General features: G+C 59.1%; 21 protein-coding genes. 10 read left to right on the top strand and 11 right to left on the bottom strand.

The window, feature by feature from the left end; translation table 11 throughout:
* Nucleotides 1-131: 131 nt before the first annotated feature.
* The 4 genes from IE038_RS15760 to IE038_RS15745 all read right to left on the bottom strand — a co-directional run bounded on the left by IE038_RS15760 (nucleotide 132) and on the right by IE038_RS15745 (nucleotide 2,158).
* Complete coding sequence (locus IE038_RS15760; RefSeq protein WP_163934440.1) at nucleotides 132-473, bottom strand: HopJ type III effector protein; 342 nt, start codon at nucleotides 471-473, stop codon at nucleotides 132-134.
* Nucleotides 466-762 (bottom strand): DUF1244 domain-containing protein, encoded by a 297-nt coding sequence (locus IE038_RS15755; protein WP_099775766.1) that lies wholly within the window; start codon nucleotides 760-762, stop codon nucleotides 466-468. Before IE038_RS15755 ends, IE038_RS15760 begins: the two co-directional genes overlap by 8 nt.
* 37 nt (nucleotides 763-799) lie before the next feature.
* Nucleotides 800-1,495, bottom strand: coding sequence for a dihydromonapterin reductase (folM, locus tag IE038_RS15750; RefSeq protein WP_163934443.1), 696 nt, complete (start codon nucleotides 1,493-1,495; stop codon nucleotides 800-802).
* A gap of 87 nt (nucleotides 1,496-1,582) precedes the next feature.
* Entirely contained in the window at nucleotides 1,583-2,158 is a 576-nt protein-coding gene (locus IE038_RS15745) for an antibiotic biosynthesis monooxygenase (RefSeq protein ID WP_163934446.1), read from the bottom strand.
* Nucleotides 2,159-2,375: 217 nt separating this feature from the next.
* Here IE038_RS15745 and IE038_RS15740 point away from each other — a divergent pair, with 217 nt between their 5' ends.
* Nucleotides 2,376-3,326 (top strand): MerR family transcriptional regulator, encoded by a 951-nt coding sequence (locus IE038_RS15740; protein WP_163934449.1) that lies wholly within the window; start codon nucleotides 2,376-2,378, stop codon nucleotides 3,324-3,326.
* A gap of 7 nt (nucleotides 3,327-3,333) precedes the next feature.
* Here IE038_RS15740 and IE038_RS15735 read toward each other — a convergent pair whose 3' ends face one another.
* On the bottom strand, nucleotides 3,334-3,945 hold the full coding sequence (locus IE038_RS15735) for a hypothetical protein (RefSeq protein WP_163934452.1): 612 nt from the start codon (nucleotides 3,943-3,945) through the stop codon (nucleotides 3,334-3,336).
* A 69-nt stretch (nucleotides 3,946-4,014) separates the two neighbouring features.
* Nucleotides 4,015-4,473, bottom strand: a complete 459-nt coding sequence (locus tag IE038_RS15730) for a PAS domain-containing protein (protein WP_163934455.1) — start codon at nucleotides 4,471-4,473, stop codon at nucleotides 4,015-4,017.
* A gap of 145 nt (nucleotides 4,474-4,618) precedes the next feature.
* On the opposite strand from IE038_RS15730, the gene IE038_RS15725 reads away from it, so the two are divergent.
* The 3 genes from IE038_RS15725 (at nucleotide 4,619) to IE038_RS15715 (ending at nucleotide 10,196) form a co-directional block, all read left to right on the top strand.
* Nucleotides 4,619-5,074: a flavodoxin gene (locus IE038_RS15725; protein ID WP_163934459.1), complete on the top strand. Its 456-nt coding sequence runs from the start codon at nucleotides 4,619-4,621 to the stop codon at nucleotides 5,072-5,074.
* Nucleotides 5,075-5,278: 204 nt separating this feature from the next.
* Nucleotides 5,279-6,178, top strand: coding sequence for an alpha/beta fold hydrolase (locus IE038_RS15720; protein ID WP_163934462.1), 900 nt, complete (start codon nucleotides 5,279-5,281; stop codon nucleotides 6,176-6,178).
* 706 nt (nucleotides 6,179-6,884) lie between these two features.
* Nucleotides 6,885-10,196, top strand: coding sequence for a dermonecrotic toxin domain-containing protein (locus IE038_RS15715; protein WP_163934466.1), 3,312 nt, complete (start codon nucleotides 6,885-6,887; stop codon nucleotides 10,194-10,196).
* Here the strand turns inward: IE038_RS15715 and IE038_RS15710 are convergent.
* Entirely contained in the window at nucleotides 10,168-10,947 is a 780-nt protein-coding gene (locus IE038_RS15710) for an IclR family transcriptional regulator (protein WP_189395893.1), read from the bottom strand. The two genes, IE038_RS15715 and IE038_RS15710, sit on opposite strands and share 29 nt — an antisense overlap.
* Nucleotides 10,948-11,119: 172 nt before the next feature.
* Between IE038_RS15710 and hmgA the strand changes: the two genes are divergently transcribed.
* From hmgA to maiA, 3 genes are read left to right on the top strand one after another with little or no spacing between them, the layout of a single operon-like run.
* On the top strand, nucleotides 11,120-12,421 hold the full coding sequence (gene hmgA / locus IE038_RS15705; protein ID WP_189395892.1) for a homogentisate 1,2-dioxygenase: 1,302 nt from the start codon (nucleotides 11,120-11,122) through the stop codon (nucleotides 12,419-12,421).
* Between the two features lie 3 nt (nucleotides 12,422-12,424).
* On the top strand, nucleotides 12,425-13,717 hold the full coding sequence (gene fahA / locus IE038_RS15700) for a fumarylacetoacetase (protein ID WP_189395891.1): 1,293 nt from the start codon (nucleotides 12,425-12,427) through the stop codon (nucleotides 13,715-13,717).
* A 15-nt stretch (nucleotides 13,718-13,732) separates the two neighbouring features.
* Nucleotides 13,733-14,359, top strand: a complete 627-nt coding sequence (gene maiA / locus IE038_RS15695; RefSeq protein ID WP_163934472.1) for a maleylacetoacetate isomerase — start codon at nucleotides 13,733-13,735, stop codon at nucleotides 14,357-14,359.
* A gap of 18 nt (nucleotides 14,360-14,377) precedes the next feature.
* On the opposite strand, the gene IE038_RS15690 is transcribed toward maiA, so the two are convergent.
* On the bottom strand, nucleotides 14,378-15,184 hold the full coding sequence (locus IE038_RS15690) for a SirB1 family protein (protein ID WP_163934475.1): 807 nt from the start codon (nucleotides 15,182-15,184) through the stop codon (nucleotides 14,378-14,380).
* A 119-nt stretch (nucleotides 15,185-15,303) separates the two neighbouring features.
* Here IE038_RS15690 and IE038_RS15685 point away from each other — a divergent pair, with 119 nt between their 5' ends.
* Nucleotides 15,304-16,323 (top strand): Leu/Phe/Val dehydrogenase, encoded by a 1,020-nt coding sequence (locus IE038_RS15685; RefSeq protein ID WP_163934478.1) that lies wholly within the window; start codon nucleotides 15,304-15,306, stop codon nucleotides 16,321-16,323.
* A gap of 5 nt (nucleotides 16,324-16,328) precedes the next feature.
* On the opposite strand, the gene IE038_RS15680 is transcribed toward IE038_RS15685, so the two are convergent.
* Nucleotides 16,329-16,595: a YebG family protein gene (locus tag IE038_RS15680; protein ID WP_065758788.1), complete on the bottom strand. Its 267-nt coding sequence runs from the start codon at nucleotides 16,593-16,595 to the stop codon at nucleotides 16,329-16,331.
* 264 nt (nucleotides 16,596-16,859) lie between these two features.
* On the opposite strand from IE038_RS15680, the gene IE038_RS15675 reads away from it, so the two are divergent.
* Nucleotides 16,860-17,330, top strand: a complete 471-nt coding sequence (locus IE038_RS15675) for a phosphate-starvation-inducible protein PsiE (RefSeq protein WP_163934481.1) — start codon at nucleotides 16,860-16,862, stop codon at nucleotides 17,328-17,330.
* 25 nt (nucleotides 17,331-17,355) lie between these two features.
* On the opposite strand, the gene IE038_RS15670 is transcribed toward IE038_RS15675, so the two are convergent.
* The gene (locus IE038_RS15670) at nucleotides 17,356-17,643 is read right to left on the bottom strand and encodes a DUF3509 domain-containing protein (protein ID WP_163934484.1); all 288 of its coding nucleotides are present in this window, start codon (nucleotides 17,641-17,643) and stop codon (nucleotides 17,356-17,358) included.
* A 142-nt stretch (nucleotides 17,644-17,785) separates the two neighbouring features.
* Nucleotides 17,786-18,190 (bottom strand): HPF/RaiA family ribosome-associated protein, encoded by a 405-nt coding sequence (locus IE038_RS15665; RefSeq protein WP_102052782.1) that lies wholly within the window; start codon nucleotides 18,188-18,190, stop codon nucleotides 17,786-17,788.
* A 325-nt stretch (nucleotides 18,191-18,515) separates the two neighbouring features.
* On the opposite strand from IE038_RS15665, the gene IE038_RS15660 reads away from it, so the two are divergent.
* Nucleotides 18,516-20,483, top strand: coding sequence for a ligand-gated channel protein (locus tag IE038_RS15660; RefSeq protein ID WP_163934488.1), 1,968 nt, complete (start codon nucleotides 18,516-18,518; stop codon nucleotides 20,481-20,483).
* Nucleotides 20,484-20,492: the final 9 nt, after the last annotated feature.

The raw sequence follows: 20,492 nt of genomic DNA, 5'->3' as shown, positions 1-20,492 counted from the left end.
TCTGCTCGGATCCCTGTGGGAGTTGGCTTGCCAACGATGCAGGCGCCGCGCAGTGACGGGCACCATCGCGGGCAAGCCTCCCACAGAAAAGCGGTGTTTTGTGCGGATTTCTGTGGGAGGAACTGTCTTGATCAGGCTTTGCGTTTCAACGGCTGTGCGCTGAATTTTACGCCCGCCAGGCCGTGCTCGATCAGTGCGCGGATGTTGGCGTGGTCGGTGCCTTGCGGTGTAGCGACTACGCTGCGGTAGTGTTCGCCGAACGCCAGCAGTGCTTCCTGGTTGCTCAGGCCTTCCAGCAGGGCCAGGCCGAGGGTTTTGCACGAGCCTTCGTTTTGCCCGGCTGCGTTTTCGACGCCGCCGTTGTTGAACGCCTGTGGCTGGTAGTCGTAGCCCGACGCGATGAAGGCCAGGGTGTCGGCAAAGAGGTGTTCGCCGCTGTTGAGGCTGGCGCGCAGGGTGGTCAGGTCAGTCATGGGGTTTTCCTTTGGCAAACGCCGCCTGTTGTTCGGGGCTGGCTTCTTTCTGGTATTGGCTTTTCCACTCGGCATAAGGCATGCCGTACACCACTTCGCGGGCGTCATCCAGGCTGAGGTCGATCTGGCGCTCGTCGGCCGCGGCCTTGTACCACTTGGACAGGCAGTTGCGGCAGAAGCCGGAGAGGTTCATCAGGTCGATGTTCTGCACGTCGGTACGCTTGCGCAGGTGCTCAACCAGGCGGCGGAAGGCCGCCGCTTCGAGTTCGAGTTGCTCTTGAGGCGTCATGGCTAGTCTCGTGAAGGTGTGGCGCAGTGGGGGCAGTCTACCGCGATACGGCTTTTTTCAAGTGGCGACCGCCGTTGATGACCACGCTGCTGCCGGTGCTGTACTGGCTCTCCAGCAGGAAGAGCACGGCGTCGATCAACGGTTGAGCCCCAGGCTCGAATTCCAGCAGGGCTTTTTTCAAGGTTTGCTGACGGTATTCCTCGTCACTGTTTTCCTTGAGGATCAGTAACCCCGGCAGGATCGCGTTGACCCTCACGCGCGGGGCGTACTTTTCGGCGAAGGACAACACCATGTTCTGCAGCGCCGCCTTGGTCGCAGCATAGCCAATGTGGCTTTTGCTGCCGCGTGAGGAGGTTTCATCGCAGATGTGGATGATGTCCGACTTTTCCAGCTTCAGCAGTTGCTCGCCCAGGGCCAGGTTGAGGTGGTAGGGCGCCTCGACATGCAATTTGAACATGGTATTGAGGTTGGCCAGGTTGTCGTCCAGCCACAGTGAGGCGTTGTGGACGATGGCGCGCAAGCCTTCAAAGTTGTCTTGCAGGTACTGGATCAGTGCCAGGCGATCGTTCTCGTCGCACAGGTCCGCCTGGAACTGGATGATGTTCGGGTGCTCGGCCTCGTGGCTTTTGCTACGGCTGGCGCTGACGACCGTGTGGCCGGCATTTGCCAGCTTCAAGGCCAGTGCCAGCCCCACACGTTGGCTGGCTCCGGTGACTAGGATTGGGCTGTTCATGTAAGGGCAGTCAACTTTTCTTACGCGTTCGCAGGGTTAGCGCCCAGCATACCCGAACTGTGCTGTGTTGCACGCGCCCTGAGCCGGCTAGCGGCTTTCCAGTGTGGTCGCCGGGGGCGTGGCAGGGTCGGCGCTGCTGGCGTTGAGCCAACCGGCCAGGCAACGGGTCGACAGCGGGATGAAGACGTAGACCATCAGCGGTGTCAGCCCCAGGGTGCTGAGCAGCACGCGTGGCAGCAGGCTCAATTCTGCGAGCCAGTGGCCGAACAGCAGGTTGAAGGCCAGTGACACCGGGAAGAAGGCCAACCAGATGGCTACCGCTTGTTTCCAGCGGGGCGGGCGCTGGGCGGCATGGCTGCCGAACCAGCCATCGATACCACTGACACGGTGTTCCGACGGTTGTTGAAACAGGCCGTTGCCGCGTGCGAGCCATGCGGTGCGTGAGGCCGAGTGCTCCCAGGCGTGCAGGGTTTTTTCATCGGCAAAGCGAAAGATGATCTGGAATTCATCGTCTTGCGGTGGCGGGGCCAGTACGCCTGAACCCAGATAGCCGGGGAAGTCGGTGGCCAGTTGTTCGCCTTCGCGTAGCCAGGCGATCAGGTCCTGGTAGCGGCCATTGGCAACGCGGCGCGCCACCATCAAGGTAACGGGTGGGGTAGACATCGTGTATCTCCGGGCAAATGGAGGCGGCGGATAGTCGCGTCCATGGAACGCTGCCCGGGGTGGTGGGCAGCGCTTGAATACAAGCAAGGATTATTCCGTAAATGGGCTGACTCGTCAGTGCTGATTCGTGGCAGGTTCGCTCAGATCGGTCTTGCGCCTTGTTGCTGTTAGCGGAGTAGAATGGCCTCCACCTTCTGAACATGCGGCTGTCCCGGCGATGACTGAATCCGCCCATCCCTCCCTGAGCTCCAACGCCCTCGATCACGAGGAGCTGTTTCCTATCCGTGAGGTGTCCCGCTTAACCGGTATCAACCCGGTGACGTTGCGCGCCTGGGAGCGCCGTTATGGGCTTATTCAGCCAACACGCACCGAAAGTGGGCATCGGCTGTATTCCCAGGCCGATATCGACGAAGTGCGTAATATTCTCGGCTGGATCGAGCGTGGCGTTGCGGTGAGCAAGGTCGGTGGCCTGCTTGCCAAGAGCCAGGTGATCAAGGCTCAGGCGCTGCAGACACTGCCACAAGGTCTCCAGGACGACTGGGGGCAATGGCAGGCCCAGTTACGTCAAGCGGTCAGGGCGTTTGATGAGCGCCAGCTTGAGCAGGTGTATGGGCAGGTGTTTGCCAGTTATCCGCTGGTGGTGGTGTTCCAGGACATTCTGATGCCGGTGTGGCAGGAAATGCGTACCGCTCAGGACGTGTTTGGCCAGCTCAGCGAGTGGCTGTTCCTCGACGGTTTCCTGCGTGCCCGTGCCTTGCAACGTTTGCAACTGGCGCGTGAGCAGCAAGAGATCCATGTTGTGCTGGCGGCCATCCCCGGGCAGTGCCGTGAGCTGGAGCTGTTGGTGGCTGCGTTGTTGCTGGGCAGCAGCGAGATCGCTGTGAGCGTGTTGCCGCTGGGGCAACCGATGGAGGAATTGAGCCTGGTGTGCGAGCGCATCAAGCCTCATGCCCTGGTGTTGTTTTCCAATCATCCGCCGGCCAATGATCTACCCAAGCGTCTGGCACGCCTGGCATTGGGGCTGGAGTGCCCGCTGTTGTTCGCCGGTGAGGCCGCAGACCTCGCTCAAGACCTGTTGGTGGGTTCGCAGGTCGCGTGCCTGGGCAGTGAGGGGCGCTTGATGCGTCGACGTTTGCAGCAGTACCTGGCGGGCCATCTCGACACTTGAGGGGGCTTCAGGCCGCGTGCACTTCCGGGTGGGCACGGCGATGTTGTTGCAGGATGTACTCGCGCAAGCGCTCGATCTCGGCAGGGTGGCGCTGGCTCAGGCGATAGGCGGCAAGGCCATCAGCAGCCCGCCGCTGCAGGGTGCCCTCAAGCGCAATAGGCGCTTCAGCGTTCCCAGGGTTGAACCACAGCGAAAAACGCGCGGGCGGCTCACCTGGCTGGCGCACTTCAAGCAGTACCCCTTTAAAGGACATTTCTCGCACCCACAGGTCGGTGCTCAGGCCCATGTCGTCTTCAAGGGCGATCGGTGTGTCCAGGGTCAGGCGCCAGGGGCGTACCATCGGCCCGTCTTCGTAGATGCTCGGTGCGCCTACTTGCAGGTGCGTGGCGTGGAATTCGTCTTCAACCAGTTGCAGGGGAAAGCTCATCTGGTGATTTTCGAATTGCGCCTGCAGGGTGACCTGTTCGTGGGCGATCAGGCGGGTCAGCAGGTTCTTGAGTTTGCTGTCGCTGTTAAGCAGCAAGCTGGCCGTCGCATCCGCCACATCGAACTGTGGCGAATGTTGCATGTTCTGAATGAAGTCCAGCTCATCCTGAGTGAGGAGGGCGTCTGCTTGCATGGTCAAACCTGGAAGTTCTGATCAGTCTACGAAGTGGTAAGTTGATGGACAGCACGGCGTCCAGTTGGTTTACGACCGTTGGTCGCTTTCCAGTACGTTGATGCGTGCCAAGGCCTCGGCCAGCTGCTGTTCCAGCTGCGCTGCTCGCTGTTCGGCTTCCACCTGGCGGCTGACGTCGTTCTGAATACCGATGAAGTACTTCAGTTGATCGGCCTCGTTGTATACGGGCGTGATCGACAGTTCGTTCCAGAAGGTGCTGCCATCCTTGCGGTAGTTGAGCAGGATTTCTCGGCAGGGGCGGCCTTCCTTGATGGCCTGGCGGATGCGTTCGCGAGCGGGTTGGTCACGGGCGTTCTGTTGCAGGAAACGACAGTCGCGGTAGAGCACCTCGTTGGCGGTATAGCCGGTGATGCGCTCGAAGGCGGCGTTTACATAGATCAGGATGGTGTCGTCGCCTTCCTGTTCCGCGACCACAATGCCGTCTGTGGAGGCGTCAATCATGCGTTGCAGCAGTTTGGCGTTGATCATGGGCAAGGGCCTGAAAATGGAAAGTTCGACCGGACAGGGTAGCGGGTTTCTGTGTATCGCTCGCAGGCTTACACCGTTGGTGTGAGGCCATTTGCCAGTCTGCAGTGTTAGTATCCTACGTTTTTACTCAGTTTCGGAATCTACTATGAAAGTCGCCATCCTTTCCGGTTCGGTCTATGGTACTGCCGAAGAGGTCGCTCGCCACGCAGAATCGCTGCTCAACGCCTCTGGTTTCGAGGCCTGGCATGCTGGCCGGGCTACTTTGCAGAGCCTTCAGGACTTTGCTCCAGAGGCCTTTCTGGCCGTTACGTCGACCACTGGCATGGGCGAACTGCCGGACAACCTGATGCCGTTGTTCTGCGAAATTCGTGATGCCTTGCCTGCGGCATGGCGTGGTTTGCCTGGCGCCGTCATTGGTCTGGGCGACTCAAGCTACGGTGATACCTTCTGTGGTGGTGGTGAGCAATTGCGCGAGCTGTTTGCCGAGATGGGCCTGAGGGAAGTGCAGCCAATGCTGCGTCTGGATGCCAGTGAGACCGTCACCCCAGAGACCGATGCCGAACCGTGGTTGGCCGAGTTTGGCGCTGCCCTGCGCGGATGACCTGCGCTATTGGTCGGTGGGTCCTGGGATTTCTGTGTCATGACTCACACGGTCAATAAGCTGGCTGGCAATGCAACCCCCGGTTTGATCAGAGCTGGCTAGACTGTCTGCTAGCAGCGCACATGAACGTGCCGGGGTGATTGCAATGAATTCAGCCAATACCGTGCTCAACAGGACTTCGCTTACGCCACTGGGACTGCGCAGATGCCGCTTGCCGAGATACCGTTAAGTGTCTGGCGCACCCGGGGGCATGATTTTTCGTTCCGGGGCCAGACCATCCGTTACTGGACCGCAGGGCAAGGAGAACCACTGCTTTTACTGCATGGGTTCCCAACAGCCAGTTGGGATTGGCACTACCTCTGGCAACCGCTGGCGCAACGTTATCGGGTGATTGCCTGTGACATGCTCGGTTTTGGCGATTCGTCCAAGCCGTTGCGTCATACCTATAGCCTGCTGGAGCAGGCCGACCTGCAGCAGGCGTTGCTTGAACACCTGAACGTCACTGAGCCTGTGCACCTGCTGGGGCATGACTACGGTGCCACGGTCGCTCAGGAGCTGTTGGCACGTCACCATGAAGGGCGGGCGCAGATTGCCAGTTGTGTGTTTCTCAACGCTGCGCTGTTTCCCGAGTGCCATCGGCCCCTGTTGATTCAGAAGCTGCTGCTCAGCCGGCTTGGCTGGCTGGTGGCACGTACGTTTCGACGTGATGATCTGGTCGATTGCGTCAGCAAGATCTATGGGCCTTGCACCCATCCCAGTGAAAGTGCGCTGGATGACTGCTGGAGCCTGATGGTTGCCAACCGCGGCATGCGGGTTTTACACAAGCTAAGTACCTACCCCTTGGAGCGCATCACCTACCGTGAGCGTTGGGTTGGGGCGTTGCTGGCGGGGGGTGTACCGTTGCGGTTCATCAATGGCGCGGTAGATCCGGTGTGCGGAGGCCATGTGGTTGAGCGCTATCGACAGTTGGTGCCTGAGCCCGATGCCGTGTTGCTGCAGGGTATCGGCCATTACCCGCATACCGAATCACCTACCCAAGTGTTGCATCACTATTTGGTGTTTCGCGCACACTTCCAACTGGGGCGCCCGCTGAAACAAGCCTGATCCCGAATGTGAGGATCCGTGGGGAGCCTTGAACCTGGACTCTCGGCTGATCCTGCCACTGTGGGCTTGATTCTGGCGCCGTAATACAGAATAAAAAAGGCCGCTGCAGAGCAGCGGCCAAGTAAGACGTAGATCAAGGAGCTTCAAAATCAACGTCGGTGAACGGGGTAGGCACTCGGGTCTTGAGTGCGCCTACAAACCGGCCAGGAGTTGCTCGGTGAGCGTGCTCTACTGGGCAGGTGGGATAAGAATAAGGCGCTGATCTTTCTGGAAAAATAGCGGTTTCTGACATTCTCTTTTACGCAGGGTGTAATAGTTTTAGGTTATGTAGCGCGATCGTCTGTTGGTAGCGGTGTACAGGTATTTTTGTTTGGCGTGTGTTTGATGTAAGCAATTGTGCAGTGAGGCCAGGCGTGGGCGTTAACTTTTGCGGTGCGTAAGTTGATTATTGGATCCATTGTTACTTGATTGATTTTGATACTTTTCAGGCAGTGTTTTCCATTGGACTTGTGAGTGTGTGTGGGTAGTTTGCTTGCGCAGTAAACCACCACATTCACAAGGACTGCGAATGAATACGCCTACCTCGTTAATATTTTCTACTGAAGAGTTAAGCAGCTTCAGTACTCAAGAACTTTTGCTTGAAATGACCAATACTGTGCTGAGAATACAGTCGGTTCTAAGCAAGGCGCCTTCTTTGGCGCAGGTGATGAGAGGTCAGTTTCAGGCGCGAATGACCGCGCTTGGTTGTGATGTTGATCTTGAGGCCCTGCAGACTCACCAAGGAACGCCGTTGATCAACCTTGTGCTGCAGGCAATGCTCGATCAGCAGGGGTTATCACTGGAAAAGATCGGCCCTCGGCTTTTTAACGCCGGCGTGAGCCAGCCTGTTGAGGTTGACGTAAACGTCGTTCATCAGGTGCTTGGCGAATTGCTGCCCGAGTGGGTCGATACATGGTTGAAGCAGCTTCAAGACTTTTGGGCGGGCGCTTCAAGCCCTGATAAGCCGTTTGGTCCAAACAACCTCTACATACTGTTTGCCCATCTGTTTTTTCTCGATGTTAACGTATGGGCAGGGCGGCGGCCCGAACGATTGGCGCAGGCCAGTCAAGTGGAAACGTTCATTTCTGATATTGATACCAACGTCAGGGCACTTTCACTGCTTGATGAGCGTGGACAGGCCACCCCACTGTTTCAGGCGTTCGTATTAGGCGAGTTTTCCGAGTCCTCTGCCGATACGACGGTTTGGTTGTATAGCGCCTGGGACGGGCTGACGCCGTACCGCGATCTTCAGACACTGCTTGCGGGTATGGAGTGGCGCCTGCAAGCACCTGAAACACGGCAATTGATGCTGCAACATCTGGCCCCATCGCAACAGGCCTTACTTCAGGGGCGAGTACTCAAGGTCGTCGAGCAGCCGTTTGCCGAAAGTGTATTCAAACACCAAGTGTCGGATCTGAAACGTACCCAGCGACAATGGTTTCACGACATCGTGCAGACTGCCCGGGTTAAGGCGCAGGATGCCTGTGAGGTATGGGAAGCACTGACGGCGATGGAAGAGCAGGCGGTGCTGGTTTCGGTGCTGCAGGCCCGCCATGCCGACCGCCTCAGGGAGCACCGTGTCGCCCGTCAGCCAGAGTGGTTGCGGTTTCTGGTGGGTGACGAGAAGGCCGCTTACGAGCAGCGTGAAAAGACGCTGGTTCAGGCCCAGCAGCGCGTAGATACATTGCTTCAGGGGCATGTCAGCTATGAAGCGTTTGCTCACGCGCAAATTCAGGCGTATGTGCAAAAGCACCTGGGCATGACGATTGATGCCGAGCATGTTGTGCTCGATATGACGTACTCGATAGACATTGATGGCCATGCACTGACAGGCGGCAGGCAGTTGACCCTTGGCCAATGGGTGCTTTCGGGGGGATATCGGGGGAAAGATGCTCAGGTGCTCGTGCGGGTTGTGCAGGGGCCGAACCTGTCGACCCCGTTCATTGCAACAATGACCGCCGAGTTGAACCTGCGCGAAGGGTACATTGATTCCACGCAGGCACTTTACTTCAGTGAGGAAGGGGGGACAGCAATGACCGACGCCCTCCGTGCGTGCTTGTCGTTGTCCTTTTTGAGCGCGCGTTATCAGGGCATGGACCAAGCGGCATTCGAGGTGTTCGAGCGCCTTGGCCAACACAGCGGGCCGCTGGAGGCGCTGGGTGTGGAAGTGGGCGGCGTGTTGCTCAACGACCATGGGTTGGCATTGAAGGATCTGTTCTATTTGCGTTATCCCCATGGTGACGACTGGCGCTACATCGTCTATTCGCCAGGTGCCCCAGGGGGCGATGTCAGGGTGTTCGACGCGGTTCACCAGTTGAGTATGGCCATGGGCGAGTGGACGCTTACGCCGGCAGGCCGTGAGTACCTGGTCGGGCAGGTGGCCTTTGCTGACCGCGCTGGCTTTAGTCGCTATCTGGAACAACAGCATCGGTTACCGACCCATTGGACGCGTGAAAGCGTGGTGCTTGAGCGCTGGGTGGTCGGCACATGGCATGACGCGCTCTCCGAGGTTGCCTTCAAGAAGGTGAACGGCCTGCTGGATGAGTTGCAGGCCGTTACTCCGCAGTGGTATCGCGATGCTGCACCGCAAGATCGCCAGGCGCTGACTGACCTGGACTTCGTGCTGTTGGCACTGCGTGGTGAATATGAAGAGCATTACCGCCTTCCCCATTTCCGAAGCTTTGCCCATCACGAAGTCGGGCAGCGGATCAACGCCTTTCTCGGATCAAGCGCAGAGGGTGGTTGGGTGGATCCCGACACGGTGTTGGTGACGTTGGAAACGGATGCCGTGATGACACTGACTCAAGTGGTCATAAGCGGATACGACAGCAGTTTCAATTTTGAGGATTTCGCCAAGCTCGCCTCGACCTGTGGTCAGGATCTGTCGAGGCTCGATCGTCGATTTTTGGCGAGTTATATCCGTTCGGCGAACCTGGGAGAGCGCTACATCGCGCTGGCCAAGCAGACACTGGTCGAGTCGACGGACTCCAATTACAGCCTGTACCGAGCGTTGCATCGCTACCTGCTGTGCTTTCAGATCAAACGGACCTGGCTCTGTGAAACGCTGTCGGGGAACCTCTCCACAGCACAGAGCCGGTGGATGAAGGAAGCGGTTGAGTCGCTTCTGGAGCTCGAACCACCCGTAGTGGGTGGCGATACCTTCAACAAGGACGGTGTTTACCAACTGGCTTTGCGTGGCCGACGTATCGAAGGTGTCTACATTTTCAGGCACCAGCAGGGCAGCTCCGCAGATGACCTGCTCTACACCCCGGATGCACCTGATGGCATCTGGTTGCGCAGTCGGGATGACCTCGCCAGGCAGTGGAAGGAGGGCGGGCTGGGCGATTACTTCTATCAGCGAACGGCGATCAAGGATCAGCGAATCATCGGGACACTGGCGGATGATGTCGTCCGCGCTGGCGATCCGACCGCTACGATCACGCAGGCCTACGGTGAGTACGCCCGCATCAGTGATTTTGGCGATGAGTTTGACGTCATGACGCACCGCATCATTGAAGATGTCGACCTTGATACCACCAGTGTTGCCGAGCGGATATCGTGGTTGTTGTTTGAAGTCGCACTCGGCACAGCCGCCATTCTTTCGATGCCGTTTCCGCCTGCCGCGATGGCGGTATCGGCCTTTACCACGTTGAGGACGTTCACTGTGGGGGCGTTGGCCTATCGCGATGGTGACCGGGCCTCGGCGTTGGCTGCCTTTGCACTTGCCGGGGCGGGCGTGTTCTCGCTGGCCGGGGGCTGGGGGCGGTTGCTCGGTGCCCTTTCCAAGTTATCGGATGGGCCGAGTTCTGCTCAGGTGGAGTTGCTCAAGCGCCTGTGCTCGGACATCGTTGCCCCGGTAGCGCCCCGGACATTGACCCCTGCGTTCAAGGTTTTCCAGGAAGAGCTGACCTTGTTCCTCAATGACATGGACTCGCCCGCGCAGGGGTTGTCTAAAGGTCGTGCCCCATTCGCCAACTGATCGTCTTTGCGGTGGCCAGTAGCAATTGAGCGGCTGGCCCCTGTTCATCGGCATGGAAGATCGAGGTCGGGCCGACTACGGTGATAACTGCCGCGATCTTGCCGACGGCGTTGAACACCGGCGCCGACAGTGCATCGACGCCGGGCATCAGCAGGCCGTGGATATGGTGCAGGCCACGTTCACGGATTTGCGCAAACAACGTGTCGTACTCACTGGCGGTCTGCTGCAGGTTCGCCAGCTCCTGATCGCGCAGCTCGGTGGTTTCGCGCTCCGGCAGGTAAGCACCGAACACCAGCCCGGTAGATGAGCTGAGCAACGGCAGTACCGAGCCGATTTGGGTGACCACGGTTACGGCACGCACGGCAGGCTCAATGCTGACCACGGTCGGGCCCTTGTTGCCCCACACGGCCAAAAAGCAGCTTTCATTAAGTTCATCGCGCAATTGCGACAGCGGCAGTGCGCCGACCTTCAAGACATCCATGCCACCCAGGGCAGCCAGGCCAACCCGCAGCGCTTCGCGGCCCAGCCCGTAGTGGTTGGTTGCCGGGTTCTGTTCGGCAAAACCGCTGGCGATCAAGGCCTGCAGGTAGCGGTGAACCTTGCTCGCAGGCATCTGAACGTGTTCGGCCAGGCGCGACAGCGACGTGGCGGGCGACAGTTCGGCCAAGGCCTTGAGGATGTCGGTGCCGACCTCTGCCGAGCGAACCTTCTGTTTGCCGGTGCTGTCGGCGGTGGAGCTGGCTTTGGCCATGGGGCATTCGATCCGGGAGAGACAGGAGGGCGTCTTTATAGCTTGACGGACTTTGGCAATCAAATTACGTTATGCGTAATGTGATTACGATAAAAATAATGCAGACGTGCTGTTGCCGCCTGGTCGGTACGCAGCCAACTGCCCGTAACCGGCCTCATGGCCAGGAGTCTCGATGAACCTCGATTCCACGTCCTCACTCAGCTACCAGAGCGGTTTCGGCAACGAATTCGCCAGCGAAGCATTGCCGGGCGCCCTGCCAGTCGGGCAGAACTCTCCGCAAAAAGCCCCGTACGGGCTGTACGCCGAACTGTTCTCCGGCACCGCGTTCACCATGACCCGTAGTGAGCTGCGTCGTACCTGGATGTACCGTATCCGGCCGTCGGCCCTGCACCCGGCGTTCGAGCGCCTGGAGCGTCAGCTGGCCGGTGGTCCGTTGGGCGCAGTGACGCCAAACCGGCTGCGCTGGAACCCGTTGGATATTCCCGCCGAGCCTACCGATTTCATTGACGGCTGGGTCGCCATGGCGGCCAACTCGGCCGCTGACAAGCCGTCGGGTGTCAGCGTCTACAGTTACCGTGCGAACCGCTCGATGGAGCGCGTGTTCTTCAACGCCGATGGCGAACTGTTGCTGGTGCCGGAACAGGGCCGTCTGCGTATCGCCACCGAGCTGGGGGTGCTGGAGGTCGAACCACTGGAGATCGCCGTACTGCCGCGGGGCTTGAAGTTCCGGGTTGAACTGCTCGACAGTACCGCGCGCGGCTACATTGCCGAAAACCACGGTGCGCCGCTGCGTATCCCGGACCTTGGGCCGATTGGCAGCAACGGTCTGGCCAACCCGCGTGATTTCCTGGCACCGGTGGCCCACTACGAAGAGCACCAGGGCCCTGTGCCGCTGGTGCAGAAGTTCCTGGGTGAGCTGTGGGGTTGTGTGTTGCAGCATTCACCGCTGGATGTGGTGGCGTGGCACGGCAACAACGTGCCGTACAAATACGACCTGCGTCGTTTCAACACCATTGGCACGGTCAGCTTCGACCACCCGGACCCGTCGATCTTCACCGTACTGACCTCGCCGACCAGCGTGCCGGGCATGGCCAACATCGATTTCGTGATTTTCCCGCCACGCTGGATGGTGGCCGAGAACACGTTCCGTCCACCATGGTTCCATCGCAACCTGATGAACGAGTTCATGGGCCTGATCCAGGGAGCTTATGACGCCAAGGCCGAAGGTTTCCTGCCTGGCGGCGCGTCGTTGCACAGCTGCATGAGCGCCCACGGCCCGGATGCTGAAACCTGTGCCAAGGCGATTGCCGCTGACCTTGCGCCCAGCAAGATCGATAACACCATGGCCTTTATGTTCGAGACCAGCCAGATGCTGAGACCGACGCGCCATGCACTGGAATGCCCGCAATTGCAGGCCGACTACGATAGTTGCTGGGCATCGTTGCCGAGCACCTTCACCCCGAATCGGAGATAACCCATGAATCAGTCCGCCATTGCCCGTAGTTGGGTCGATCACGCCAACGGGCATAGCGATTTTCCGCTGCAGAACCTGCCCCTGGGTATCTTCAGCCGTAAAGACCAGGCGCCACGCTGCGGTGTTGCCATCGGTGATGCCATCCTCGATCTGGAAGGCGCCTTGGCCGCCGGCCTGTTCGAGGGCGAAGCCCGTGTGGCTGTCGAGGCTACCCGTGGCGGTGCGCTGAATGCGTTCTTCGCGCTGGGCCGTGGTGCCCGGGTTGCCCTGCGTGAGCGTCTGCTGGCGCTGTTGGGTGAAGCCAGTGAGCATCAGGCCGCGCTGCGACCACTGCTGTATCCGGCTGCTGAGTGCCAGTTGCACCTGCCTGCCCGGATCGGCGACTACACCGACTTCTACGTGGGCATCGAACACGCCAAGAACGTTGGCAAACTGTTCCGTCCGGACAACCCTCTGCTGCCGAACTACAAGTATGTGCCGATTGGTTATCACGGCCGTGCCTCGACCATTCGTCCGTCGGGCACTGATGTCCGTCGGCCGAAGGGGCAAACCCTGCCTGCCGGGCAGAACGAACCGGTTTTCGGCCCGTGCGCACGGCTCGACTACGAGCTGGAACTGGGCATCTGGATCGGCCAGGGCAATGAGTTGGGCGATGCCATTCCGGTGGCCGAAGCGGCTGAGCATATTGCGGGTTTCTGCTTGCTCAACGACTGGTCGGCGCGTGATATCCAGGCGTGGGAGTACCAGCCACTGGGCCCGTTCCTGTCCAAGAGCTTCATCTCTACGGTGTCGCCGTGGGTGGTGACGGCCGAAGCGCTGGAGCCGTTCCGTTGTGCACAACCGGCCCGTCCGGAAGGTGACCCGCAGCCACTGTCTTACCTGCTCGACAAACGCGATCAGGCGCTGGGCGCCTTCGACATCGAACTGGAAGTGCTGCTGGTGACCGAGCGCATGCGTGAGCAGAACCTCCCGGCCCATCGTCTGACCCTGAGCAACACCTTGAGCATGTACTGGACCGTGGCACAGATGGTCGCGCACCACAGCGTCAACGGTTGCCAACTGCAATCGGGCGACCTGTTCGGTTCTGGCACCCTGTCGGGCGCTAAACCAGGGCAGTTCGGCAGCCTGCTGGAGATTACTCAGGGCGGCAAGGAACCGATCGAGCTGGCATCTGGTGAAGTGCGTCGCTTCCTTGAGGACGGTGACGAGATCATCCTGCGCGCCCGTTGCATCCGCGACGGTGTTGCCAGCATCGGTTTTGGCGAGTGTCGCGGCAAGATCCTGCCAGCACACTAAAAATGAGGGCGGGGCATGGAACTCTATACCTATTTCCGTTCGACCTCGTCGTACCGGGTACGGATTGCCCTGGCGCTCAAGGGGCTGGATTTTCAGTCCCTGCCGGTCAACCTGCTCAAAGGCGAGCAGCGTGAGCCTGCATTTCTGGCGCTCAACCCTCAAGGCCGTGTACCGGCCCTGAGGGTCGACTCCGGGGCGTTGCTGTTGCAGTCGCCGGCGATCATCGAGTATCTGGAAGAATGTTATCCACAGCCGGCACTGCTGCCTGTCGCACTTGAGCAGCGAGCTCAAGCGCGAGGTGTGGCGGCGCTCATTGGTTGCGACATCCACCCGCTACACAATGTCAGCGTGCTCAACCAATTGCGTCAGTTGGTGCATGATGAAACGCAGGTCAATCAGTGGATCGCCCACTGGATTAGCCAAGGGCTGGCGGCGGTTGAACAGTTGATCGGTGACAGCGGCTACTGCTTCGGCGCTCAACCGGGCCTGGCGGATGTCTACCTGATTCCGCAGCTGTATGCCGCACAACGGTTCAGCATCGATCTCAGCAGCTACCCTCGTATCAATCGGGTAGCCGCATTGGCCGCGCAACACCCGGCGTTCGTCCAGGCGCACCCGTCTAACCAACCTGATACCCCATGACGCGGCTGGCGATGGGGTTCAATGAATCGATGTCGTTTTAGGGGGCAGGTGGTTCAAGCGTTCGGTCAGGCGCAAGCGTTGGATCGGGTCATCGCTGAGCAACAAGGCATGCTCCAGGTCGAAACGTTCGGCCTGTGGGCAATCCAGCCGCTGATAGAGGGTGGCACGGGCCAGGTAGTCGCTGGCGTTGGCCGGCCCTAGTTCAATGACCCGTTCAGCATCTTTCAGCGCTGCCAGGTCGTCGTCATGGGTGGTGTGCAGTTGCCGCAGGTTACGCGACAGGCGCTGAAGCATCTGGAGTGGGCTGGCGGTCAGCAGGTGGTCGGCACTCAATGTCATTTGTGGGCCGAACTGCCGACCGAGCAGTTCGCGACAGTCCGCAGGGTATAGACGACGTCCACCACAGGGATCGAGCAGGTGGTCGGCACCCGGCACCCGCAGCAGGAAGTATCCCGGGAAGTTCACACCCTCCAGTGGGATGGACAGGCCACGGGCCAGCTCCAGGCTCAATAGTGCCAAGGCCAGCGGCTGGCCGCGACGGCGCATCAGCACCTTGTCCAGCAGCGCCGCCTGCGGGCGCAATGGGTAATACTCATCCTGCTGAAACCCCAAGGCGCATAGCTGACGCAGCAGGGGTTGCGCCAGTTCGCTCACGGGCAACATGGGCAAGCCCACACTGACTTCGCGCTGCAGTGTTTGCACCAGTGCCAGGTAGTCGGCAGGTTGCAGAGTGGGGTCATGTTCGGCGGCGATCCATAACCCCGCTTCAAACAGCGCGACAGGCTGACGTTCGAGGCAGGCCAGACAGGCTTTGCGTGGGTTCATGAAAGTCTCCGCTCACGCTTATTTTTTAGCTCCGAGCGTGGCTTTCGTCCAGTGCCCCTATCAGTTGGCCAGAGCGTGCCTATACTTGCATCAGCACCCTGCAATTCGGGAGCTTGTCGATGTTTGCTCTGATGCAAAGCACACGCACCCAATCGCTGCACCTGTGTATCGATCCTCCGACCGGGCTCAAGGCCGTGATTGCTATCCATAGTGAGCAGCGTGGCCCCGCTATGGGTGGTTGTCGCTACCTGGCCTACCCCGACGATGAAAGTGCGATGGTCGATGCCATTCGTCTGGCGCAGGGTATGAGTTACAAGGCCGCGCTGGCCGGCTTGCCGCTGGGCGGAGGCAAGGCGGTGATCATTCGCAACCCGCATGTGGAAAACCGTGCCGCGTTGTTTGAGGCGTTCGGTCGCTTTGTCGACTCACTCGAAGGTCGCTACATCACCGCGATCGACAGCGGTACGTCGACGCTGGACATGGACTGCATTGCGCAAACCACACAGCATGTCACGAGTACCACCGCGTCGGGTGACCCCTCGCCGTATTCCGCCATGGGTGTGTTTGCCGGTATCCGGGCGACCTCAATGGCGCGTTTGGGCAGTGACAACCTGGAAGGCCTGCGGGTGGCGGTGCAAGGGTTGGGTAATGTGGGCTACGCCCTGGCTGAGCAACTGCACGCAGCGGGTGCCGAGTTGCTGGTCAGTGACCATGATCCCGGACGGGTGCAATTGGCAATGGAGCAGTTCAATGCTCATCCGATTGCCACTGACGCACTCATCAGCACACCCTGCGATATCTTCGCGCCCTGTGGCCTAGGCTCGATTCTTACAGGACAGAGTGTAATGCAGCTTCGTTGCGCGGCCGTTGCAGGCTCGGCAAACAATCAGCTGACCAACCTGCAGGTGGCCGATCAACTGGAAAATCGCGGCATCCTGTACGCACCGGACTACATCATCAATTCTGGTGGCCTGATTTATGTGGCGCTCAAGCACCAAGGCGAAGAGCTGCCGAGCATTACCGCGCATCTGGCGCGTATTCCTTCGCGACTGACGGAAGTCTTTGCTCATGCCCAGGCGGAGAAGCGCTCGCCGGCACGGGTTGCGCAAACCCTTGCCGAGCGCCTGCTGTACTCTTGAGCGCGTTACTCGGCAGGGCTTTCATCACCCAGCAGTTCGCTGAGCGCATCGGGCTGGCTCTTGAAGGCCTTGGCGAAGACATCGCGGTTTTTCGCCATGTAGATACCGGCGTCCTCAACCTGCTGTTCACTCAATGACGGCACGGCTTTCTTCAGCACTTCGGCCAGCAGTTCAGCCAGCTCAAGCATCTTGTCGTGACGGTCTGCTTCGGCTTTATCCATGAACAAGCGCTCCAGGTCTCGGCTGCTGCGGTACACCACTTCGACGGCCATTCATCACCTCACATGCCTTTCGATAATTGAACAATACGAATACTGTGTTTTTGTACAGTAAAGAGAATAAGGCAATCCATGGATTTTGGATAGTGGCATTTTTATAGCCAAACCCTCGGCCTTCGGCCATTCATCTTGTTGGGCACGTGCCTTGCGGCAATCTGCCGCCTTCTCAAACCCAATGCCTGGCCTTTTTACTGCATGCAGATAAAGCGTCATGTATCTGCTGCATCCTCCTTCAAGCCGTATCAAGGAATCTGTACCGTGAATAACAATTGGGCTGACAAACTACGTAAAAGCCTCCATGGCTCTGCCGACTCACTGGGTAACCTGTGCGTTGAGGCGTTTCATTACCTGGCCTTGTTCGGTATCGGTGCAATTACGGCCTACGCTGCCGTAGTGACATTCATGGAGATGCTGGGCAAGGGCGGTGTCAGTGTCGATGACATCCTGCTGTTGTTCATCTATCTGGAACTGGGGGCAATGGTCGGTATTTATTTCAAGACCAACCACATGCCAATCCGCTTCCTGTTGTATGTGGCGATCACTGCCTTGACCCGCCTGTTGATCGGCGATGTATCGCATCACAAGGCTCCCGATGTGGGCCTGCTGTATGTGTGCGGCGGTATCCTGCTGCTGTCGTTCTCGATCCTGGTGGTGCGCTTCGCCTCGTCGCGCTACCCCTCGAGCAGGGCGATTAACGCGAGCGGCAAGGACATCGAAGAGGGCAAATAGAGCCCTCGGTAGTGCAGTGCCCCTGTTAATGAGGGGCGCCGTGCAGGGTGGTGCGGTCACGCTCGGTCATTGCCGTCAGGATAGCCACGGCGCTGTGCCCTCGCTCAATGGCAAGGCCGAACTGGATGCTTTCGATCAAGCGTTGCAGGCGCTTGGGATCATTGCGTTGTGCGGCGTGTACCAGGCGTTTGGCAACGATACCCTGGGCGTCGGAGAGGGTCAGCATGATGCTGCCGTCGAGGCGTTCGATGCTCAGGTTGACCCGGTACTCTGGCATGAACGCGGCACTGATTTGCTCAAAGGGGTTGTTCATGGTGCGTTACCTGGCGATGTCATGCAGTGATTGACAGGCCTAGCGCCTGGTGAGTTCGTCACTGTGAACACAGCAAGGTCTGTGCCCGTCAGGCACAAAAAAGGCGAGCCGCAGCTCGCCTTTTTTCGTTGACCCGTCTACTTCAGCTATTGAGGGCTTGCTGGTTTTCCTCGAAGTCTTCCTGCAGCAGCTGATCGGTGTGTTCGCTTTCGGCGCTTTGTTGAGGCACTGCACGTTTACTGCGCAGTTTGCCGTAGAAGTGTTCCAGCGCGTGGTTGAGCTTCTCGGCCGCACCGTCCACCGCCTGCTCCAGCGAAGCGGCCTTGTGGGTTACGGAAATCGGTTGGTGGCCTTTGGGGCGAGCCTCCATCTGGCAACGTTTGTCGTGTGGGCCGGGCTTGGTGCCGTTTTCGTCCCCCAGGTGAACTTCGATGCGGGTGAGGTCTTCTTCGAAGCGGTCGAGTTGTTGTTCGACGGTGCTGCGGACCCACTGTTCCAGCCGGATGCTGCTTTGAATATGGTTGTCGCTATTGACATGGACTTGCATAGATCAATCCTTATTCAGCTAGCTCGCAAGAGAATCGATGATGCCGATGTGGCCTGTGGTAATCATCGCCTCTTGACTACAAGGTCAGGCAGTTGGCGAAACAATTCAAGCCCTTTTGAAAGAAAAATATCTTGTCGCAAAAAGCGGGCTTCGGAGGGCGTGTTTACCTGCGCTGGATCAAGAGGCCTCGTTGCAGACGTGCTGGGTTGATTGTTACCGCAAGTGTAAAAAAGCGTAAATGCGCTTTACTCGGTGGTGAGAATAACTATCATTCGCCCCCTGTTTCTATTTACGTAGAATTTACACTTCCAGGGAGAGGTCCACCATGTCCCCCAGCTTTACCAAGTCCTGCCTCGCACTCGCGTTGTGTTCGCTGTACACCGTCCAGGCTTCGGCCCAGAGTCAGCCTCTTGAGTTGGACAACATGGTGGTGACCGCCTCCGGTTTTTCCCAGCAGATCAAGGATGCCCCAGCGTCGATTTCGGTCATCTCCCGTGAGCAGATCGAGAACAAGTCCTACCGCGATGTCACCGATGCGCTGCGCGATGTGCCGGGCGTGGTGGTCACCGGTGGCGGCAGTTCCAGTGACATCAGCATTCGAGGCATGGCCTCGAAGTACACCCTGATGCTGGTCGACGGCAAGCGCCAGGATTCGCGTGCTACCCGCCCCAACAGCGATGGGGCCGGGATCGAGCAGGGCTGGATGCCCCCGCTGGAGGCCATTGAGCGAATCGAGGTGGTGCGCGGGCCGATGTCGTCGCTGTATGGCTCCGATGCCATGGGCGGTGTGATCAACATCATCACCCGCAAGGTCACGCCGCAGTGGTACGGTGGGATCCGCACCGAGTCGACGTTCCAGGACCGTTCTGACTCCGGTGACTATTCCAGCACCAGTGCATTCATTTCCGGGCCTTTGGTCGAGAACCTGGTGGGCCTTCAGTTGTACGGGCAGCGCTCACGCCGTGACGAGGACCACATCGTCAATGGCTTCAATGAGCAAAGTACCGACAGCGCCACGGCCAAGCTGTCGTTTACCCCGGATACAAACAACGACATCACCTTTGAAGCCGGCAAGTCCGAACAGGAACGCAACGCCACCTTGGGCCGCTCGGCACGTTCTTCTTCCTCGCAGAACGATTACGACCGTACCCATTTCTCGGTGAGCCACGCGGGGCGCTGGGAAAGCGTCACGACCGACAGCTACCTGCAGCAGGAGCAGATCGAGAACCCCGGTCGCAAGATGGAGCTGGAGAACACCGTGCTCAACTCGCAGGTGTCGTTTTACAGCGACTCGCACATCACGACCTTCGGCGGTCAGTACAAGTACGAAGACCTGAGCGATCAAGGCAACCAGCTTGCCTCGGCGGCAACCCTCAACCAGCTTACCCGCTGGTCCTGGGCGTTGTTCGCCGAAGACGAGTGGCGCCTGACCGACCAGTTCGCCCTGACCGGCGGCTTGCGCATGGACCGGGACGAAAACTACGGCACTCATTGGTCGCCACGCCTGTATGGGGTCTATCACCCGACCGAGCAGTGGACGATCAAGGGCGGTGTGTCCACCGGCTACCGTTCACCGGACATCCGTGCTGCCGTTGACGATTGGGGGCAGATCACTGGCGGTGGCGGTGATCCGGCGATTATCGTCGGCAATTCGGGGCTAAAACCGGAGAAAAGTGTCAGCCAGGAAATTGGTTTCATTTGGGATAATCTTGAGGGCTTCTCGACCGGCCTGACGGTGTTCAACACCGACTTCAAGGACAAGATCACCGAGCAGCGTCGCTGCACCGACAGCACCGGTAATGCGTCCGGGCAGTGCCAGATCGACGGCACCTCGTACAAGTTCATCAGTGATCGGGTGAACGTCGATGAGGCGCAGATGCGTGGCGTCGAGGCTACCCTGGACTGGGCCATTACCCAGCACCTGACACTGGCGACCAACTACACCTTCACCGATTCCGAGCAGAAGAGTGGGGCGCTCAAGGGCAAGGCGTTGAACCAGATGCCCCGGCACATGTTCAACGCCACCCTGGACTGGCAGAACACTGATCAGTTGGGCACATGGACGCGGCTGAACTACCGTGGCAAGACCTCCGACTATCTGGGGCGTACCACGATGTCTGATGGCACGCCGTCCTACACCTTTGTTGATGTTGGCGGTACCTACAAGGTGACCAAGAACCTCAAGCTGCTGGCGGGCGTTTACAACGTGTTCAACAAGGAAGTCGATTACGCCGACTATCAAACGGTTCTGGATGGGCGTCGCTACACCGTCGGTATGGACCTGTCGTTCTGATCGAGGGGG

Source organism: Pseudomonas laurentiana (assembly GCF_014648275.1).
Lineage (GTDB): Bacteria > Pseudomonadota > Gammaproteobacteria > Pseudomonadales > Pseudomonadaceae > Aquipseudomonas > Aquipseudomonas laurentiana.
The sequence above is the reverse complement of the archived record's forward strand: the minus strand, read 5'-3'. Positions and strand labels throughout refer to the sequence as shown.

What these genes read in the sequence shown, in the direction of transcription:
- IE038_RS15760 (WP_163934440.1), bottom strand. Translation starts at nt 473, where the DNA reads ATGACTGACCTGACCACCCTGCGCGCCAGCCTCAACAGCGGCGAACAC.
- IE038_RS15755 (WP_099775766.1), bottom strand. Translation starts at nt 762, where the DNA reads ATGACGCCTCAAGAGCAACTCGAACTCGAAGCGGCGGCCTTCCGCCGC.
- folM (WP_163934443.1), bottom strand. Translation starts at nt 1,495, where the DNA reads ATGAACAGCCCAATCCTAGTCACCGGAGCCAGCCAACGTGTGGGGCTG.
- IE038_RS15745 (WP_163934446.1), bottom strand. Translation starts at nt 2,158, where the DNA reads ATGTCTACCCCACCCGTTACCTTGATGGTGGCGCGCCGCGTTGCCAAT.
- IE038_RS15740 (WP_163934449.1), top strand. Translation starts at nt 2,376, where the DNA reads ATGACTGAATCCGCCCATCCCTCCCTGAGCTCCAACGCCCTCGATCAC.
- IE038_RS15735 (WP_163934452.1), bottom strand. Translation starts at nt 3,945, where the DNA reads ATGCAAGCAGACGCCCTCCTCACTCAGGATGAGCTGGACTTCATTCAG.
- IE038_RS15730 (WP_163934455.1), bottom strand. Translation starts at nt 4,473, where the DNA reads ATGATCAACGCCAAACTGCTGCAACGCATGATTGACGCCTCCACAGAC.
- IE038_RS15725 (WP_163934459.1), top strand. Translation starts at nt 4,619, where the DNA reads ATGAAAGTCGCCATCCTTTCCGGTTCGGTCTATGGTACTGCCGAAGAG.
- IE038_RS15720 (WP_163934462.1), top strand. Translation starts at nt 5,279, where the DNA reads ATGCCGCTTGCCGAGATACCGTTAAGTGTCTGGCGCACCCGGGGGCAT.
- IE038_RS15715 (WP_163934466.1), top strand. Translation starts at nt 6,885, where the DNA reads ATGAGAGGTCAGTTTCAGGCGCGAATGACCGCGCTTGGTTGTGATGTT.
- IE038_RS15710 (WP_189395893.1), bottom strand. Translation starts at nt 10,947, where the DNA reads ATGGCCAAAGCCAGCTCCACCGCCGACAGCACCGGCAAACAGAAGGTT.
- hmgA (WP_189395892.1), top strand. Translation starts at nt 11,120, where the DNA reads ATGAACCTCGATTCCACGTCCTCACTCAGCTACCAGAGCGGTTTCGGC.
- fahA (WP_189395891.1), top strand. Translation starts at nt 12,425, where the DNA reads ATGAATCAGTCCGCCATTGCCCGTAGTTGGGTCGATCACGCCAACGGG.
- maiA (WP_163934472.1), top strand. Translation starts at nt 13,733, where the DNA reads ATGGAACTCTATACCTATTTCCGTTCGACCTCGTCGTACCGGGTACGG.
- IE038_RS15690 (WP_163934475.1), bottom strand. Translation starts at nt 15,184, where the DNA reads ATGAACCCACGCAAAGCCTGTCTGGCCTGCCTCGAACGTCAGCCTGTC.
- IE038_RS15685 (WP_163934478.1), top strand. Translation starts at nt 15,304, where the DNA reads ATGTTTGCTCTGATGCAAAGCACACGCACCCAATCGCTGCACCTGTGT.
- IE038_RS15680 (WP_065758788.1), bottom strand. Translation starts at nt 16,595, where the DNA reads ATGGCCGTCGAAGTGGTGTACCGCAGCAGCCGAGACCTGGAGCGCTTG.
- IE038_RS15670 (WP_163934484.1), bottom strand. Translation starts at nt 17,643, where the DNA reads ATGAACAACCCCTTTGAGCAAATCAGTGCCGCGTTCATGCCAGAGTAC.
- IE038_RS15665 (WP_102052782.1), bottom strand. Translation starts at nt 18,190, where the DNA reads ATGCAAGTCCATGTCAATAGCGACAACCATATTCAAAGCAGCATCCGG.
- IE038_RS15660 (WP_163934488.1), top strand. Translation starts at nt 18,516, where the DNA reads ATGTCCCCCAGCTTTACCAAGTCCTGCCTCGCACTCGCGTTGTGTTCG.